At 34.7% G+C, this 14,948-nt stretch carries 17 protein-coding genes; 7 read left to right on the top strand and 10 right to left on the bottom strand.

Translation table 11 applies throughout. From position 1 onward, the window contains the following. Positions 1-10 precede the first annotated feature (10 nt). Genes ACYQ3X_RS08390 through ACYQ3X_RS08375 form a run of 4 tightly spaced genes read right to left on the bottom strand, consistent with a single transcriptional unit; the run spans position 11 to position 4,158 of the window. Entirely contained in the window at positions 11-1,558 is a 1,548-nt protein-coding gene (locus ACYQ3X_RS08390) for an alkaline phosphatase (protein WP_460181359.1), read from the bottom strand. A 10-nt stretch (positions 1,559-1,568) separates the two neighbouring features. Further along, positions 1,569-2,285, bottom strand: a complete 717-nt coding sequence (locus ACYQ3X_RS08385) for a metallophosphoesterase family protein (protein WP_460181358.1) — start codon at positions 2,283-2,285, stop codon at positions 1,569-1,571. Between the two features lie 8 nt (positions 2,286-2,293). After that, positions 2,294-3,466, bottom strand: coding sequence for a ceramide glucosyltransferase (locus tag ACYQ3X_RS08380; protein WP_460181357.1), 1,173 nt, complete (start codon positions 3,464-3,466; stop codon positions 2,294-2,296). Positions 3,467-3,468: 2 nt separating this feature from the next. Then, entirely contained in the window at positions 3,469-4,158 is a 690-nt protein-coding gene (locus ACYQ3X_RS08375) for a PHP domain-containing protein (protein ID WP_460181356.1), read from the bottom strand. Between the two features lie 169 nt (positions 4,159-4,327). Here ACYQ3X_RS08375 and ACYQ3X_RS08370 point away from each other — a divergent pair, with 169 nt between their 5' ends. The 7 genes from ACYQ3X_RS08370 to pstB are packed head-to-tail and all read left to right on the top strand — an operon-like array spanning position 4,328 to position 10,543. After that, positions 4,328-5,065 (top strand): EAL domain-containing protein, encoded by a 738-nt coding sequence (locus ACYQ3X_RS08370; protein ID WP_460181355.1) that lies wholly within the window; start codon positions 4,328-4,330, stop codon positions 5,063-5,065. Further along, on the top strand, positions 5,055-6,071 hold the full coding sequence (locus tag ACYQ3X_RS08365) for a GGDEF domain-containing protein (protein WP_460181354.1): 1,017 nt from the start codon (positions 5,055-5,057) through the stop codon (positions 6,069-6,071). Before ACYQ3X_RS08370 ends, ACYQ3X_RS08365 begins: the two co-directional genes overlap by 11 nt. Further along, complete coding sequence (locus ACYQ3X_RS08360) at positions 6,064-6,762, top strand: sensor histidine kinase (protein WP_460181353.1); 699 nt, start codon at positions 6,064-6,066, stop codon at positions 6,760-6,762. The genes ACYQ3X_RS08365 and ACYQ3X_RS08360 overlap by 8 nt, the downstream gene beginning before the upstream one ends. After that, complete coding sequence (locus tag ACYQ3X_RS08355; protein WP_460181352.1) at positions 6,710-7,984, top strand: glycoside hydrolase family 1 protein; 1,275 nt, start codon at positions 6,710-6,712, stop codon at positions 7,982-7,984. Before ACYQ3X_RS08360 ends, ACYQ3X_RS08355 begins: the two co-directional genes overlap by 53 nt. A 38-nt stretch (positions 7,985-8,022) precedes the next feature. Further along, entirely contained in the window at positions 8,023-8,952 is a 930-nt protein-coding gene (gene pstC, locus ACYQ3X_RS08350; protein ID WP_460181351.1) for a phosphate ABC transporter permease subunit PstC, read from the top strand. After that, positions 8,949-9,788 (top strand): phosphate ABC transporter permease PstA, encoded by an 840-nt coding sequence (gene pstA, locus ACYQ3X_RS08345; RefSeq protein ID WP_460181350.1) that lies wholly within the window; start codon positions 8,949-8,951, stop codon positions 9,786-9,788. Before pstC ends, pstA begins: the two co-directional genes overlap by 4 nt. Continuing rightward, positions 9,785-10,543 (top strand): phosphate ABC transporter ATP-binding protein PstB, encoded by a 759-nt coding sequence (pstB, locus tag ACYQ3X_RS08340; RefSeq protein ID WP_460181349.1) that lies wholly within the window; start codon positions 9,785-9,787, stop codon positions 10,541-10,543. The genes pstA and pstB overlap by 4 nt, the downstream gene beginning before the upstream one ends. On the opposite strand, the gene ACYQ3X_RS08335 is transcribed toward pstB, so the two are convergent. From ACYQ3X_RS08335 to ACYQ3X_RS08310, 6 genes are read right to left on the bottom strand one after another with little or no spacing between them, the layout of a single operon-like run. Further along, a complete protein-coding gene (locus ACYQ3X_RS08335) occupies positions 10,540-10,959 on the bottom strand; it encodes a hypothetical protein (RefSeq protein ID WP_460181348.1) in 420 nt (139 codons plus the stop codon). The two genes, pstB and ACYQ3X_RS08335, sit on opposite strands and share 4 nt — an antisense overlap. A 20-nt stretch (positions 10,960-10,979) precedes the next feature. Further along, positions 10,980-11,942 carry a tRNA 4-thiouridine(8) synthase ThiI gene (locus ACYQ3X_RS08330; RefSeq protein WP_460181347.1) on the bottom strand — a complete coding sequence of 321 codons (963 nt, stop codon included), beginning with the start codon at positions 11,940-11,942 and terminating at the stop codon, positions 10,980-10,982. Continuing rightward, positions 11,935-12,930 carry a D-glycero-beta-D-manno-heptose-7-phosphate kinase gene (gene rfaE1, locus ACYQ3X_RS08325; protein ID WP_460181346.1) on the bottom strand — a complete coding sequence of 332 codons (996 nt, stop codon included), beginning with the start codon at positions 12,928-12,930 and terminating at the stop codon, positions 11,935-11,937. Before rfaE1 ends, ACYQ3X_RS08330 begins: the two co-directional genes overlap by 8 nt. After that, positions 12,917-14,176, bottom strand: a complete 1,260-nt coding sequence (hisS, locus tag ACYQ3X_RS08320; protein ID WP_460181345.1) for a histidine--tRNA ligase — start codon at positions 14,174-14,176, stop codon at positions 12,917-12,919. Before hisS ends, rfaE1 begins: the two co-directional genes overlap by 14 nt. Beyond that, the gene (locus tag ACYQ3X_RS08315; RefSeq protein ID WP_460181344.1) at positions 14,166-14,639 is read right to left on the bottom strand and encodes a DivIVA domain-containing protein; all 474 of its coding nucleotides are present in this window, start codon (positions 14,637-14,639) and stop codon (positions 14,166-14,168) included. The genes hisS and ACYQ3X_RS08315 overlap by 11 nt, the downstream gene beginning before the upstream one ends. Next, on the bottom strand, positions 14,636-14,944 hold the full coding sequence (locus ACYQ3X_RS08310; RefSeq protein ID WP_460181343.1) for a YggT family protein: 309 nt from the start codon (positions 14,942-14,944) through the stop codon (positions 14,636-14,638). The genes ACYQ3X_RS08315 and ACYQ3X_RS08310 overlap by 4 nt, the downstream gene beginning before the upstream one ends. Positions 14,945-14,948 lie beyond the last annotated feature (4 nt).

Here is a 14,948-nt window from a genome sequence, read left to right as displayed (position 1 = left end):
CAAAAAATTTCTATGAAATGTGTAAGTTTAAGTGTTTTTCCCATTCCTCCTTAGTTAAAGCTCTAACATATTGTATGGCTTCATTTTTTGTCATCTTAGGATTACTATATTTAAATCCTATATAACTGGTCATTAAATGAAATAATTCAGTGTTATCCACAAAACTTTTTAATTCGTATCCTGAGAATTTTTTTCCGTAAACTATTAGGAGCTGGTCTTCGGCAGTATGATTTGTTGAGGTAAAACCCACGTTTCCCCTTCTTAATATACATGGAGGCTTTACATTTTCCTCTTCATAATTGTAAATGCTTGCTCTGAGAATTCTTCCCATTGTAGCATCCGGTTCATACCAGATATCATTTACAACAACCTTTCTTTTTTCATTGAGATGTCTGTATATTTCCTGAACTTCCTCTTCAGATATACTCTGCTGAGTATAGTGTTCAAAAATTTCTTTTATAGTTTTCATGTCCTGCTTTTTCATTTTCTTAATCATATATTCAAAGGATGCTCTGTTTTTATAGTTCATAAGAGCTTCTGTAGCGTCATTGTATTCAGGACCTGTTCCATTTATTCCAAAGCCTGAATTTCCATGGTCTGAAGTTAAAATTACTAGAACATTTGGATTTTTTGAAACAAAATCCATAACTACACCAATTGTTTTGTCAAGTTCATAGCAGTCCATAATGGCAGAATAGGCATCATTGGAATGGCATGCATGATCAATCCTTCCAGCCTCTATCTGAAGAATAAAGCCCTTAGGGTTTCTGCTTAATTTTTGAAGAGCAAAAGCTGTCATCTCTGGAAGGCTTGGTTGTTTTCTACCAAGTTCTTCGTCATTTAATCTGTCAACAAAGTAGCTGATATGGGATGGACTAAAGATACCTAAAATAGGTTTTTCCACTGGAGCATTGAGGAGCTCCTCCCTTGTTCTTATTACTGTATATCCCTTTACCTTAAATTTTGAGTAAAGGTCTTCACCATCCTTTCTCTGTTTAGAACTAAAATATCTGTCACCTCCGCCCATTGCAACATCAACTCCAGAATTGAGCAACTCTATAGCAATCTCTTCCTCTGCATCCCTGTTTTTATTATGGCTATACCAGGCAGCAGGAGTTGCATGAGTAACCCTTGTGGTTGTTACAAATCCGCAGGAAATACCCTTCTCTTTTGCAAGCTCAAATATAGTGGTAAGCTTTCTTCCATCGGGCAGCACAGATAAAGTTCTATTTACTGTTTTTGAGCCTGTTGCCCAGGCAACAGAAGCAGGAGCTGAATCAGTAACTACAGAAGAAAGAGAGCTTGTGTTCATTAAAGCCATTCTTGTTTCTTTCTTTTTAAGCAGTAAAGCAAGATTGCTTTTTTCTTTAAACTTTTTCTCCATAAATTCACTCATTGCTTTCATTACTCCAAGAGGCCAACCATCACCAACTATAAAAATAATACCCTTTGCTTTCGTATTTTCCTTTGAACCCATTTTTGCAAAAACTTCATTTGATGAGGTCATGATGGCTAACAAGCCTGCCATTGAGGCTTTTAAAAAATCTCTTCTTTTCATTTTTGCCTCCCTATTTTGCTTGTATTAGTTTTTGAGCAAAGTAAGGGGGAAGTCCCCTTTCAATAATTGCATCAACTACTTTTTTAATGTCATACTTTTTCCTTATAAATTCAGCTCTAACAGAGTCCTGACCAATCTCAATGAGACAAACACAGGTTCTTGGATCTTCATCCTTTGGTTTGCCAACACTTCCAGCATTGATAAAGTATTTTTCATTTATTTTCTTGAAATAAGGTATGTGGGTGTGTCCATAAATCATTACATCTGCCTTTGCTTTCTCTGACATGAGTAGGAAAAATTTGTCAGGTCTTTCCTCATACCAGTAAAGATTGTTTTTCGTTGGCGTTGCATGAAAGATGCTCACCTTTTTTCCTTCAGCTAATAGATCAATTTGGAATGGAAGATTTTTCATGTATTCCTTTGCTTTTTGATTTGTATGACTTTTTGTCCATTCAAAGGAAATATGAGCCATTTTAGCCTGAAAGTCATCTTCATATTTACAGCCACAGTGTTCTCTATCACTGGCGACTGCCTCATCATAATTACCCTGAACTCCGGGGATATTATGCTCCATAAGAAAATCAACAACCTCATTTACAAAGGGTGCATATCCACCAAGGTCTCCAAGATGAAAAATTTTGTCTGGACCGCTTTCCATAGCAATTTCATAAGCCACCTTTAATGCCTCAATATTTCCGTGAATATCTCCCAATATGGCAATTTTCATTTTAGCTCCTATGAACTCAACGCTTCCCTGAATTTAAAATATATACTCTTTATGCTCCATTTTCTGTTTTGTTCAAAAAGTACTGTATCCTTCCCAATAGCATAAACACTGCCTCTCCACATTACTTTGCCTGAAAAAAATGGAACAAACCATAAAACTCCAAGCATGAGATCTTTAATTGGAATTAGCAAGCAGGAAAATCCAATTTTGAATCTTACAAGTCTTGCTACATAAATATCAAGGACAACTTTATAAATGCAGGCAATTAAAAACAAAATCATTGAAAGCCTCGTAAATCCATTTAACAATGGAGCAAAGGATGCCAGGAATAAAGGATTATTAATTGGCTCTATAAAATACTTCCAGCCAGCAATCTTCCATCTGATTTTTGCCCATCTTGTATGTCTATTTAGAAATCTTCTCACTGACCAGTATTCATTTACATTCTTGATTGTATAGTTTGAAATAACCACCCTTTTCTTTCTTTCATGCATGAGTTTTCCAAGCATGTAGTCCTCTGCAAGTACATTACCCACAGCATTGAACCCTCCAATCTCCTCAAAATCTCTTTTTCTCATAAGCATTGATTTCCCTATACTACAGGGCATTCTTAAAAATTTGTCAAGAAAGCAAACACTAAGCAGAATAAATGAGTTAAGCTGAAGGTTCTCAAGTTTTGCCCCAATGCTTTTACCTCTTACTCCCACTATAAGATTTGTAACCAGACCTGTATTTTCATCCATGGCAGATACAGTTTTTCTCAGATAATCACTATCCACAAAAACATTGCTGTCACTGATTAAAAAATACTCATAATTTGACTCTCTATAAGCAGCTATCATATTTTTCACCTTTGGATTTAAAGCCTTTGAAGAGTTATCAATGATTATCTTTACCAATGAGGGATACTTATTTCTTATTTTTTCAGCAACTCTGAAAGCAGGATCATTTCTGTCTTCAATGGATAAAATTACTTCATAATGAGGATAGTCCTGTTTGCAAAAGCTTTCAAGATTGTCAAAGAGATTATCATCAAGCCCTTTAAGGGGCTTAATAATTGAGATTGGAGGAAGATGTTTTTCATTGTAGTCCTCTCTCATTTTTCTTTTTAATGCTATAACCTGTAAGAGATATACTGTTAAACTTACAAAAACTAAAAATATTAAAAGCCATAAAATCATTTTTACCCCCTGAAAAGTGTTATTGCCACACCTCTGTTATTTTTTATGCATCTTTTAACAGCTTCTGAATCCTTTTCACAATTAAGAAGAGTTTTCCAGGAATAAAGATGTCTTGGCTTGTGAAAATCGCTATTTGCTATGTAAGGATACTTTTTAAGGCTTACCACATTGAAAACATCATCTCTGTTGGCAATCTCCCATGCGTCAATATACTTTCCGTATTTTTGTCTGTTATTCCATAAATAAAGAGTATTTCTTATCTCTCCCTTCATGTGATGAGGATGACAGGCTACCACCAGAGCATTCTGCCTTTTTGCTTCAAGAAATATAGTTTCATAGGTCTCACAGGCTGGGATATAATCTTTTATGTCAATTATCAGGATATGGGCTGATTTATCAGAAGAAAGGTAATTTTTGCTTATCTCAACTCCAGGGATAACGAGCATTCCGTACTTATTCCATGCCCTCTCTGCTTCATATTTTACATTTTCAATATATTCATTAAAGTTCTTTTCTGTCACCGTAAACCTGAATCTATGTGCAAGTTTTCCAATCATGCTGTCTCCATTTACCACATGGTCTGTTATGGCAATTACATCAAAACCTGCCTGTCCAAAAAGATCAATTACTTTTTTCATTTCCATTGAACCATCAGAGTATTTAGTATGGATATGAAAATCACATAAAAGCATACTTTGTTATTTCTATGATACCTGTTGAAAGGTTACAGGATTATTAAATCAAAATTAAATTTCTGTTAAATTTTTACTGAAAATTAACCTATTTTTAACACTGCTTTAAAAATACTGTAACAATTTTTTGTAATAATCTAAATATATAAACTTTTGTGAGGAGGACAGGATGCTTCAAATACAAACTGAACCAGTGACAAGCTTAAACCTTTATTCTTATTTAACAATCCATTTCCAGCCTATTTTTGTAGCGAAAACAGGTAAAATTTTCGGATATGAAGCTCTTACAAGGCATAAATTTAAAAAAATTAATGTGAACAATCTATTTGAAAAAGCTAAAGAAAATGGCTCTATACATCTTCTTGATATGTTATGCAGAAGAAATGCTCTAAGGGAAGCATGTAAACAAGGGCTTAATGATTATCTCTTTATAAATATATGTCCAGAGACCCTCATACATCCCAATCATCAGGCAGGACTTACAGATAAATTTGCAGAGGAGTTTAATTTTCCCAAAGAAAGAATTGTACTTGAAATAACTGAACAAACAGCAATTGAAAATTATGAAATTTTTATTAAAGCTGTGAATTATTATAAAAGCCGAGGCTATAAGATAGCAATTGATGATTTCGGTGCAGGCTTTGGTGGTCCCAAGCTTTTAAGCCTTTTAGAACCAGACATAGTAAAAATAGACAGACACTTTATATCCTGTCTGAGGGAAAACTCTGTCTGTAAATCCTTTGTCGCATTCACTGTTGCTGTATGTCATCAAAAGGATATAATGGTGGTTGCTGAAGGAATAGAAAATCAGGCAGAGTTATTAGAGGCATTACAACTTGAAGTTGATCTCTTGCAGGGTTATTATCTTGGAATGCCTGCTTCAAGCATAAGAAACAATGGTAACTAATAAAATTGTAAAAAATGAAATAATCACTATTGACCTCCTTGTTGGCGACATAGCTGAAAGAGTCTCTCCATTAACAATGAAGGCTTCAGTTACAGATGCCTTTTTCATGTTCATGAAAGATGAAAAACTCAGTCTGATTCCAGTAATTGATGCAGGTGAGATGGTAGTTGGGCAGCTAAATAGAACAAAATTTTTAGAAAAGACTGTTCTTGGTAGATTTGGATACGGAATCCACTTAAATGCGAGAAAATGTGTATGTGAGGTAATGGAAAGGGTTTCTTTACTTGTTGATTATAATCTTACAATTGAAGAAGCTTCAATGCTCATTCAATCAAGACCAATGGAGAATCTTTATGATGATATCATAGTCATCAAAAATGACAGATATTTTGGAACTCTTCCAGTGAGTATTCTCTTAAATGCCATAACTCAAAAAACTATAATACTTGCTAAGGAGGCAAATCCACTTACAGGTTTACCCGGCAACTGGGCAATACAGAGAGAAGCAGAAAGAAGAATTTCAAATGGAAAAAGTTTTGATACCATTTACATAGATATTAATAATTTTAAGCCTTACAATGATCATTACGGCTTCAGCAGTGGTGATAGAGTAATAATTATTCTTGGTAAAATTATTTCAGAGACTCTGATAAATTACAGAGAAACTTTCGCTGGACATATTGGTGGAGATGATTTTATTGTGCTGTGTCTGCCAGAGGATTCAATTTCCATAGCGGAATCAATAGTTGAAAACTTTGAATCCTACCTTCCTGAACTTCATGGAGTGGACTTCGTTAAGGGATATTATATTTCAAAGAACAGAAAAGGAGAGGAAGAGGTTTTCCCTCTTCTTTCTATTTCTTGCGCGATTGTAAGTACTGAAACTCGCTATATTAAATCTTATGCTCAACTTGCCTCTGTTGCAGCAGAAATAAAGGCAGAAACAAAGAGAAGAGCAAAGATTAACAAGTGCTCTGTCATTTTTAAGGAAAGAAGGAATGACTAATAGAGAAATTTCTTCCTACCTTGCAATGTTTTCTCATGAATTGAAAACACCTTTAAACAATATTATTAATCTTACAAAACTTATTGAGTTGAGCATGCAGGAGGCAGATGAAGAGAAACTGAAAAAGTATCTATCTTTAATCATGTCTTCGGCATTGTATCTTAAAACACTGATTAACAATACCATAGAAATCAGTAAGATCAATCATGGGGATTTGGAAATTTATCCTGAAGAGTTTAATATTGTGGAAACTCTATTTGAAATGGTTGATTTAACAAGGATAATGGTAGGTATAAAACCCGTGGAGGTAAAAATTAATTATCCTCGGGAAAGTTTTTACATAGTTTCAGATCCATTGAAAATAAAACAGATACTACTTAACATTGCATCAAATGCTGCAAAATTTACAAAAGAAGGCTCAATTACTTTTAGCCTCTATGATAATGCAGACTATGTAACCATAAAAGTGGAAGACACAGGCAATGGGATAAAGGATACAGATCTTAACAGACTTTTTCATCCCTTTTGTAAATTAGAAAACTCCTATGAAAAAAAATGTGACAGCACCGGGCTTGGTTTATATATAACAAGGCAATTACTAAGCCTGCTAAAAGGAGAAATATCAATAGAAAGCGAATATGGAAAAGGAACAACAGTTTATATCACCATCCCAAAGAATTACAAAAAATAACTTTCTTTGGGGAGTTGCCACTTCAGCTTTTCAGCTTGAAGGCTCTCCCTATGCAGACTGGTCAACATGGGACAGCATTTTTAACCTCAATCCAAAGGTTACCAATCACTATGAGCTTTACAGAGAAGACATAAGGCTTATCAAAAATCTTGGTGTCAATGCCTACAGATTTTCCATTGAATGGAGCAGAATTCAGCCTTCAGAGAACTACTGGAACAAAGATGTGGTAAAACATTACCAGAAAATAATTGACCTTTTAAGGGAAAACAATATAACACCAATGGTTACAATTCATCACTTTACCCATCCTGTATGGTTTATCACAAAGTATCCATGGCATACCCGTAAATCAATTGAAAAATTTAAAGAGTATGTGGAAAAACTTATAGAAAATATAAAGGGAGTGGATTACTGGATTACTTTCAATGAACCCTATTTACTGATACTGGGTGGCTATATTGAAGGATGCATTCCTCCTGGACAGAAAGATCTTAATCTTGCCATAAAGGCTTTAAAAAATATACTCATCTGTCACGGACAACTCTATGACATGATTCATTTAATAAATAAAAATGCCATGGTAAGCATAGCTCACAATATGGCAGTTTTTGCACCATGGCTTAACTGGAATCCCCTTGATAGAATTCTTGCTAAAATGGCAAAAAGATTTTATAATCATTCAATTATTGAAGGCTTTATGGATGGTAAAATCAGGCTTTCCATCCCATTTAGAAAAACCATTGAGGCGGATGTGCCCATTCAAGGAAAACTTGATTTCTTTGGAATTAACTACTACACAAGAGTTCACATGAGATTTAATCCCTTTAGAAAACTTTTTGTTGAGTTCAGGCATAAAGACATTGATGGAGGAGGGCTTACAGACATGGGATGGGAAATATATCCAAAGGGACTGAAAAAGGTATTGAGATATGCATCCAGACTCAAAGTTCCTCTTATTATTACAGAAAATGGGATTGCTACCAAGGATGATAACCGAAAAATAAAATTCATCAAAGCCCATGTTGATGTTCTTGAAAGTGCTATAAAAGAGGGAATTGATGTAAAAGGATACTTTTACTGGTCATTAATTGACAACTATGAGTGGCTGCACGGTCTTGATGCAAGATTCGGACTTTACAGGGTTGATTTCAGAAATTACAGGAGAACGCCAACAAGAGCAGCTTCATTTTATTCTTATATCATTAAATCCAGAACATTTTAACATTCCTGTAACATAACATTGTGTATAATATTTTGATTATGTCCAGAAAGAAAGTTAAGTTAACAGATTTTGTTTTTTTAATGCTTACAGCATTAACAGCCTTCAGTGTTATTATCATTACAGCAGGTATTTTTTTAGTGCTTTTTAAAGAATCTCTTCCAGCAATGAATAAATTTGGATTTGAAGGATTTATTTTTTCAACAGAATGGGATCCTGTTCAAGAAGTTTTTGGTGCATTGCCTGCTTTAACTGGTACTCTTATTACAGCTTTTTTAGCACTGCTACTTGCCACACCAATAGCCATTGGAATAGCAATATTCATTACTGAAATCGCACCTTCTTTTTTAAAAGGTATTATTGGCACAAGCATAGAACTTTTAGCTGCAATCCCCAGTATAATTTACGGAATGTGGGGATTGTTTACCCTTGCACCAATAATGAGTCAGCATATTGAGCCATTTTTTCAATCCACAATCGGTAAACTTCCTTTAATTGGTAAGCTTTTTGAAGGAACCCCACTTGGTGTTGATCTTTTTACTGCAAGCATCATCTTAAGTATCATGATTATTCCCTTTACAGCATCAATTGCAAGGGACTCCTTTAACCTTACTCCTGCTGTGCTTAAAGAGTCTGCTTATGCCATGGGAGCTACAAAGTGGGAAGTTGTAAAAGATGTTGTAATGCCATATTCAAAATTAGGAGTTCTTGGTGGAGTTGGGCTTTCTTTGGGAAGAGCTCTGGGAGAGACAATGGCAGTTGCCTTTGTTCTTGGAAATTTAAACCAGATCCCAAAATCACTTTTTGAAGCTGCTGCTACTGTGACAGTAAAGCTTGCCAATGAATTTACAGAAGCTGATAAAGATATTTATCTGAGCTCTCTTTATTACCTTGCTTTTCTTTTATTTATTATGAGCTTTGCAATTCTTGCAATGGCAAAATTTTTAGTTGTAAAAGCTGAAAAAAGATGAATAGAAAAAGAAGAAAAATAATGAGCAGTTTAGCACTTTTTGCATGTTTTCTTACTGCTTTATGGGGTATTTTCTGGTTATTTTTTATAATTATTGACGTCTTAAGGCATGGTATTTCTGCAATAAATCCTGCCCTTTTTTTAAATGATCCTGCACCACCGGGCGTAGAAGGTGGAGGCTTAAGAAATGCCTTTGTTGGACATTTTATGATTACCATATGTGCTACATTAATCGGTGTTCCTGTTGGCGTTCTTGGAGGAACATTTCTTGCTGAGTATGGAAGAAAATATAAAATTTCAAAATTAATAAGCACTCTTGCAGACATTATGGTGAGTGTACCTGCAATAATTGTTGGTGCATTTGTTTATGCAGTTATTGTTAAGCCTCTTGGACATTTTAGCGGATGGGCAGGAGCTGTATCTCTTGGCATTATTATGATTCCTACAGTTTTAAGAACAACTGAGAATATGCTTTCTCTTATTCCATGGACACTAAGAGAAGCAGCGTTTGCTTTGGGAGCACCATACTATAAAGTAATTATTCAGGTCGTATACCGTGGTGCAGCAACTGGAATTTTAACTGGAATTATTCTTGCAATTGCAAGAGTTACAGGAGAAGCAGCACCACTTTTGTTTACTTCTTTTAACAATGCCTTTTTCTCCATTAACATGAATGAACCAATAGCATCCCTTACTGTAACCATATTCCAGTATGCTATGGGACCATATGAAGACTGGCATACACAGGCATGGGGTGCTTCTTTAATGATAACTGTATTTATACTTTTTGCAACAATACTTGGAAGGATTCTTATAAAAAGGAGGTATAAATATTGAATCCTGAAATTGAGGTGAGAAATCTTAATTTTTACTATACTGGAGGCATTCATATTCTTAAAAATATAAATATGACGGTGTATAAGAACAAGGTTACAGCACTTATTGGTCCCAGTGGATGTGGAAAAACCACTCTACTGAGATGTTTTAATAGAATGCATGATCTTTATGCTGGAAATAGATATGAAGGAGAAATAATTTTTCAGGGGCAGAATATACTTTCAAAAGATACAGACGTTATTGAACTGAGAAGCAAAATCGGCATGGTATTTCAGAAACCCACTCCTTTTCCAATGACAATATTTGACAACATTGCCTATGGATTAAAACTTAAAGGAATAAAAAATAAGACAGAATTAAAACAAAGGGTTGAAAAAGCTTTAAAAGATGCAGCACTATGGGATGAAGTAAAGGACAAACTGAATACAAATGCCTTTGGGCTGAGCGGAGGACAACAGCAACGCCTCTGCATTGCAAGAGCGCTGGCAGTGGAGCCTGAAATTATTTTATTTGACGAGCCTACAAGTGCTCTTGATCCCATATCAACAGGAAAGATTGAAGAATTAATTGTCTCTCTAAAGGATAAAGTAACAATTATAATTGTGACTCATAATATGCAGCAGGCAGCAAGAATATCTGACTGGACAGGATTTATGATGCTTGGTGAACTTATTGAGTATGATAAAACTGACAAAATATTTACTGTTCCATCAAACAAACTCACAGAAGAATATATCACCGGTAGATTTGGTTAATCAGGATATCTGAAAGGATTTCCTCTCAGGATTTTTTCAACCCTTGGAGGATTGCCTTTCATCAAAAAAATTGCAAGCCCTCTTTCTTCTGTTTCCTTGCCTAAATAACTCCATTTTCCATTCCATGAAACATAAAGTCTGTATCCATCCTTTTCCATCTCAGCAAGAACTGGAGTAAATTCAAGCTCTGCTTTATCAAAGGGTTTTATTGACGCAATTATCTCTCTATAAGCTGAATCTGAGCAGTTTTTTCTTATTCCTGCATTATCTTTATTCTGGTAAGCCTGCCTTATTTCATCTACAACTTTAAATGCTTCTTTGGTATATGAGTATTCATAGGATTGTGGTTTGACCTGCTTTTTCCCTCCACAACCAAAAATAAGTAATATTAAAAAAGCAATCATTATCTTTTTCATCTCTACCTCCAGAGTGTTTATTACAGTCTGTATTTTACTATTCTGTCTTGTGTAATTGCATCATAAATTTTTCTTTTCTCTGTACTGCCAGTTTTGACAACAACCTCCAAAGTTTTTCTCTTTGAATAATACACACATATTGATGCTGCCATGTCAATATCCTTATCTGAATACTCTCCAGAAACTAATACAACAGGACCTTTAAAATCATGGGGATAGATAAATGTTCCATGATATTTGCTTAATAGAACTTCATTTTCCTTTTCATCTCTTCCAGCAATTACCTTGCATTTTTCTGAAATCCTGAAATGTCTTCCTATTTTGAGCAGCTCAATGTTCTTTACACTAAGTTCATTATGTTCTATAAGATCTTTCACTTTTCTACAAAAGCCTGGATCAGTAAGCAAGCATCCACCTGCTGGTTGTGGAGGTTTTTCAATACCAAATTTCTTTGCTAAATCAAGTTGTGGTTTTCTCGTTCTTCCACAGATATCGTATAAAAGCTCTCTGTTAATAATTCCTTCTTCCTCAGGTTTTGTAGGAGAAAGCAGTTTTGCAGAAAGAGGTCTTAAAATCAATCCTTTTAATGTTGCTTTATTTTCAATAAGTTTAAGGAATTCTTTTTTCTGTGACATAGGTCTTTGTGAAAGCACTTCTCCTGTAATTACGAATAAGGCATTGTATTCTGAAAGTCTTTCCTTTGTTTCTCTGAGCATGAGAATTTTACAGTCTATACAGGGATTGAGATTTTTCCCATATCCATACTCTGGATTTTTTAAAACTTCAATAAATTTCTCTCTTATATCAATCTCTTTTATTTCAAAGCCGAACTTCCTAGCATATTTTAAATCAGATTCCTTTAAAAAAGATGTAAAGCCTGTTAAAAATTTTAAGGCAATTATATCAATGCCCTGTTGCTTTAAAATGATTATTGAAAGAAGACTATCAAGACCTCCAGAATAAAGGGCAAGAGCTCTATGCATAGGGATGGGTTTTCAGAACTTCCAGTATCTCTTCAGGTGTAGCAGTGGCAGTTCCAATCTTGCCAACCACAATTCCTGCTGCTACATTGGCTATTTTTGCAGCAGAGACCATATCAGCACCTGCAATATAACCAAGTGTAACAGTGGCAATTACAGTGTCTCCTGCACCTGTTACATCAAATACTTTTCTGGCAACTGTTGGAAGATGGGTAACAATAACATCAGAGTCTTTTTTTTCAAAAAGACTCATGCCTTCTTCTCCTCTTGTTATTAAAACAGAATCGCAAAGAAGTTTCTTTAAAAGATTATATCCAGCTTTTATAAGAGTTTTTTCATCCTTGATCTCAATTTCTGCTCCATGAGAAGCTTCAGCAATATTTGGAGTTATAAGAGATACCTGTTTGTAAAGTCTAAAATGTCCCACTTTTGGGTCAACAGCAACAAAATTACCATTTTTCTTTTTATGATTAACCAGAAGCCTGAACAGTTCTTCAGAAACAACGCCTTTTTTGTAATCAGATACTATTACAGCATCAAAATCCTTTAAGGCATTTTTTATCATAGAAAGAAAATTTTCTTTTGCTTTACCTTCAAGTCTTTTACGGTCCTCTATATCAAATCTTACAATTTGTTGATTTCCAGCAATTATTCTTGTTTTAACTGTGGTTTTTCTGGAATCTTCAAAGATATAATCAATGCTGATGCCTTTTTCTTCAAGCAAATCCCTTACTATTTTTCCAGCAGGACCTTTCCCAATAATTCCTGAAATATAAGCTTTTCCGCCAAGAGCAGTAATATTATTAGCTACGTTTGCTGCTCCTCCGAGTCTGTAAGACTCCTCTGTAACCTCAACCACTGGAACAGGTGCTTCAGGAGAAATCCTTGAAACTTTTCCAAAAATATATCTGTCAAGAATAATATCACCAATTACCAGAATCTTTTTATCTTTAAATTTCTTAAAAAAAAGTTCTGCTTTAGATTTGGTCATTACTCCTCCTTATTAACTCAATCAATTCATTGAAAGAACACTCGCCTTCTGAGCCTGTTTTCATATTTTTCCATTTATAGACTGATTTTTTGATTTCATCCTCACCGATAATTATAACAATGTTAACACCCAGCCTGTCAGCTTTTCTCATCTGGCTTTTTAAAGAAACTTCTTCATATGCAGTTTCAGTGGATATTTTGTTTTCTCTTAAAAGATTGATGATTTTTTTTGCTTCTCTTCTGGATTCACTACCAATGTAAGCAACATATGCAAGAGGCTTTTTAGGCTGTATTGACAACCCAGCTGAACAAAGCTCTATTAATCTTTCAATACCTATAGCAAATCCAGCTGCTGGAGTTGGTGGTCCGCCAAAGGACTCAACAAGATCATCGTATCTTCCTCCTGCTGCAACAGCATTTTGTGCACCAAGAGCACTGGTTGTAACTTCAAAAACTGTCCTTGTGTAGTAGTCAAGTCCTCTTACTATCTTTGGATTAACAGTGTAGGATATATTCATTTCATCAAGCTCTCTTTGCAAACTGAGAAAGTGTTCTTTACAATCCTCACATAAAAAATCCAGTATTAAGGGAGTAGTTTTAAGAGCTTCATTGCAGGATTCCACCTTGCAGTCCAGAACTCTTAAAGGATTCCTTTGAAATCTTCTTTGACAGTCATTGCATAACAGGGATAGTTTATCAGACAGGAAATTAAAAAGCAGTTTTTTGTATTCGGATCTACATTTTTTGCATCCAAGAGAGTTTATCTCATAGGTTAAATTTTTAATTTTTAATCTCTCAAAAAATAGTTTGACCATATAAATTAATTCAGCATCTATCCATGAAGAGCCTACTCCAAAACATTCCACCCCAATCTGATGAAACTGTCTAAATCTTCCCTTCTGAGGTCTTTCATATCTGAACATTGGACCAATATAGTAAAACTTCTGCGGGGCTGGATTATTAAAAAGGCTGTGTTGAATGTATGCTCTAACCACAGAAGCAGTTCCTTCAGGTCTTAAAGCAACAGTTCTACCTTTTTTATCTTTAAAGATGTACATCTCTTTTTCCACTATATCTGTATCCTCACCAATACTTCTTAAGAAAATTTCAGCATTTTCTACCACAGGGGTGCGGATTTCCTTAAAGTTGTAAACTTCAAATATTTCTCTGGCATTTTCTTCAATGTGCTGCCACAGGTAAACTTGCTCTATAATATCCTGCATTCCTCTGAGAGAACTAAATTTCACTTTCTTCTTCTCCTTCTCTTTCTTTATCAAATTCAAGCATTCTTAAATGACTCTCTATGAGTCTTTTTATCTCTTCTTTAAAATGCCTTCTTATTCCTTTAAGGTCCACAATATCCTCATGAATTTTAACCACTTTTTCTTGTGCTTCCTTAATGATATTCTCTGCCTTTATTTCAGCCTCTTTAATTATAAGTTCAGCCTCTTTTTTAGCATTTGCTTTATAGTCTTCAACGAGCTTCTGTGCAGTCATCAATGTGTCTCTGATTGATTGCTCAATCTTTCTGTATTCCTCTATCTGATTTTCAAGAATTGCCACCTTTTCCTTTAGCATGGAATTTTCTTTCAAAAGTTCTTCTAACTCTTCCCTTATAAGCTCAAGGAAAGAGTATACTTCTTCCATATCAAAACCTCTGAATTTAACCTTAAACTGCTTTTGCTGAATGTCCAGTGGTGTGATTCTCATACAATGCCTCCTTTAATTCTGTAACCAAGCTCTATAAGAGTTGGGATTAAAAATCTCTGCAAAAAATATATTAAAAGCAGAAGAATTAATGGTGAAATATCAATGGGAAGTCTCAGGGGTAACAGTCTTCTTATGGGTCTTAATACAGGCTCTGTAACTGCATAAAGAAATCTAACAATAGGATTGTAAGGATCAGGGTTTACCCAGCTCAGGACTGCTGCAATAATAACGATAAAAGTATAAATCGTAAATACAATATCTAAAATACTTGCAAGTGCAATTATAAGATTTCCAATTATAAACATTTTC

It is taken from the genome of Thermodesulfovibrio sp. TK110 (genome assembly GCF_054658355.1).
Note: the sequence above shows the minus strand (reverse complement) of the source record. Positions and strands in the feature narration are given on the sequence as shown.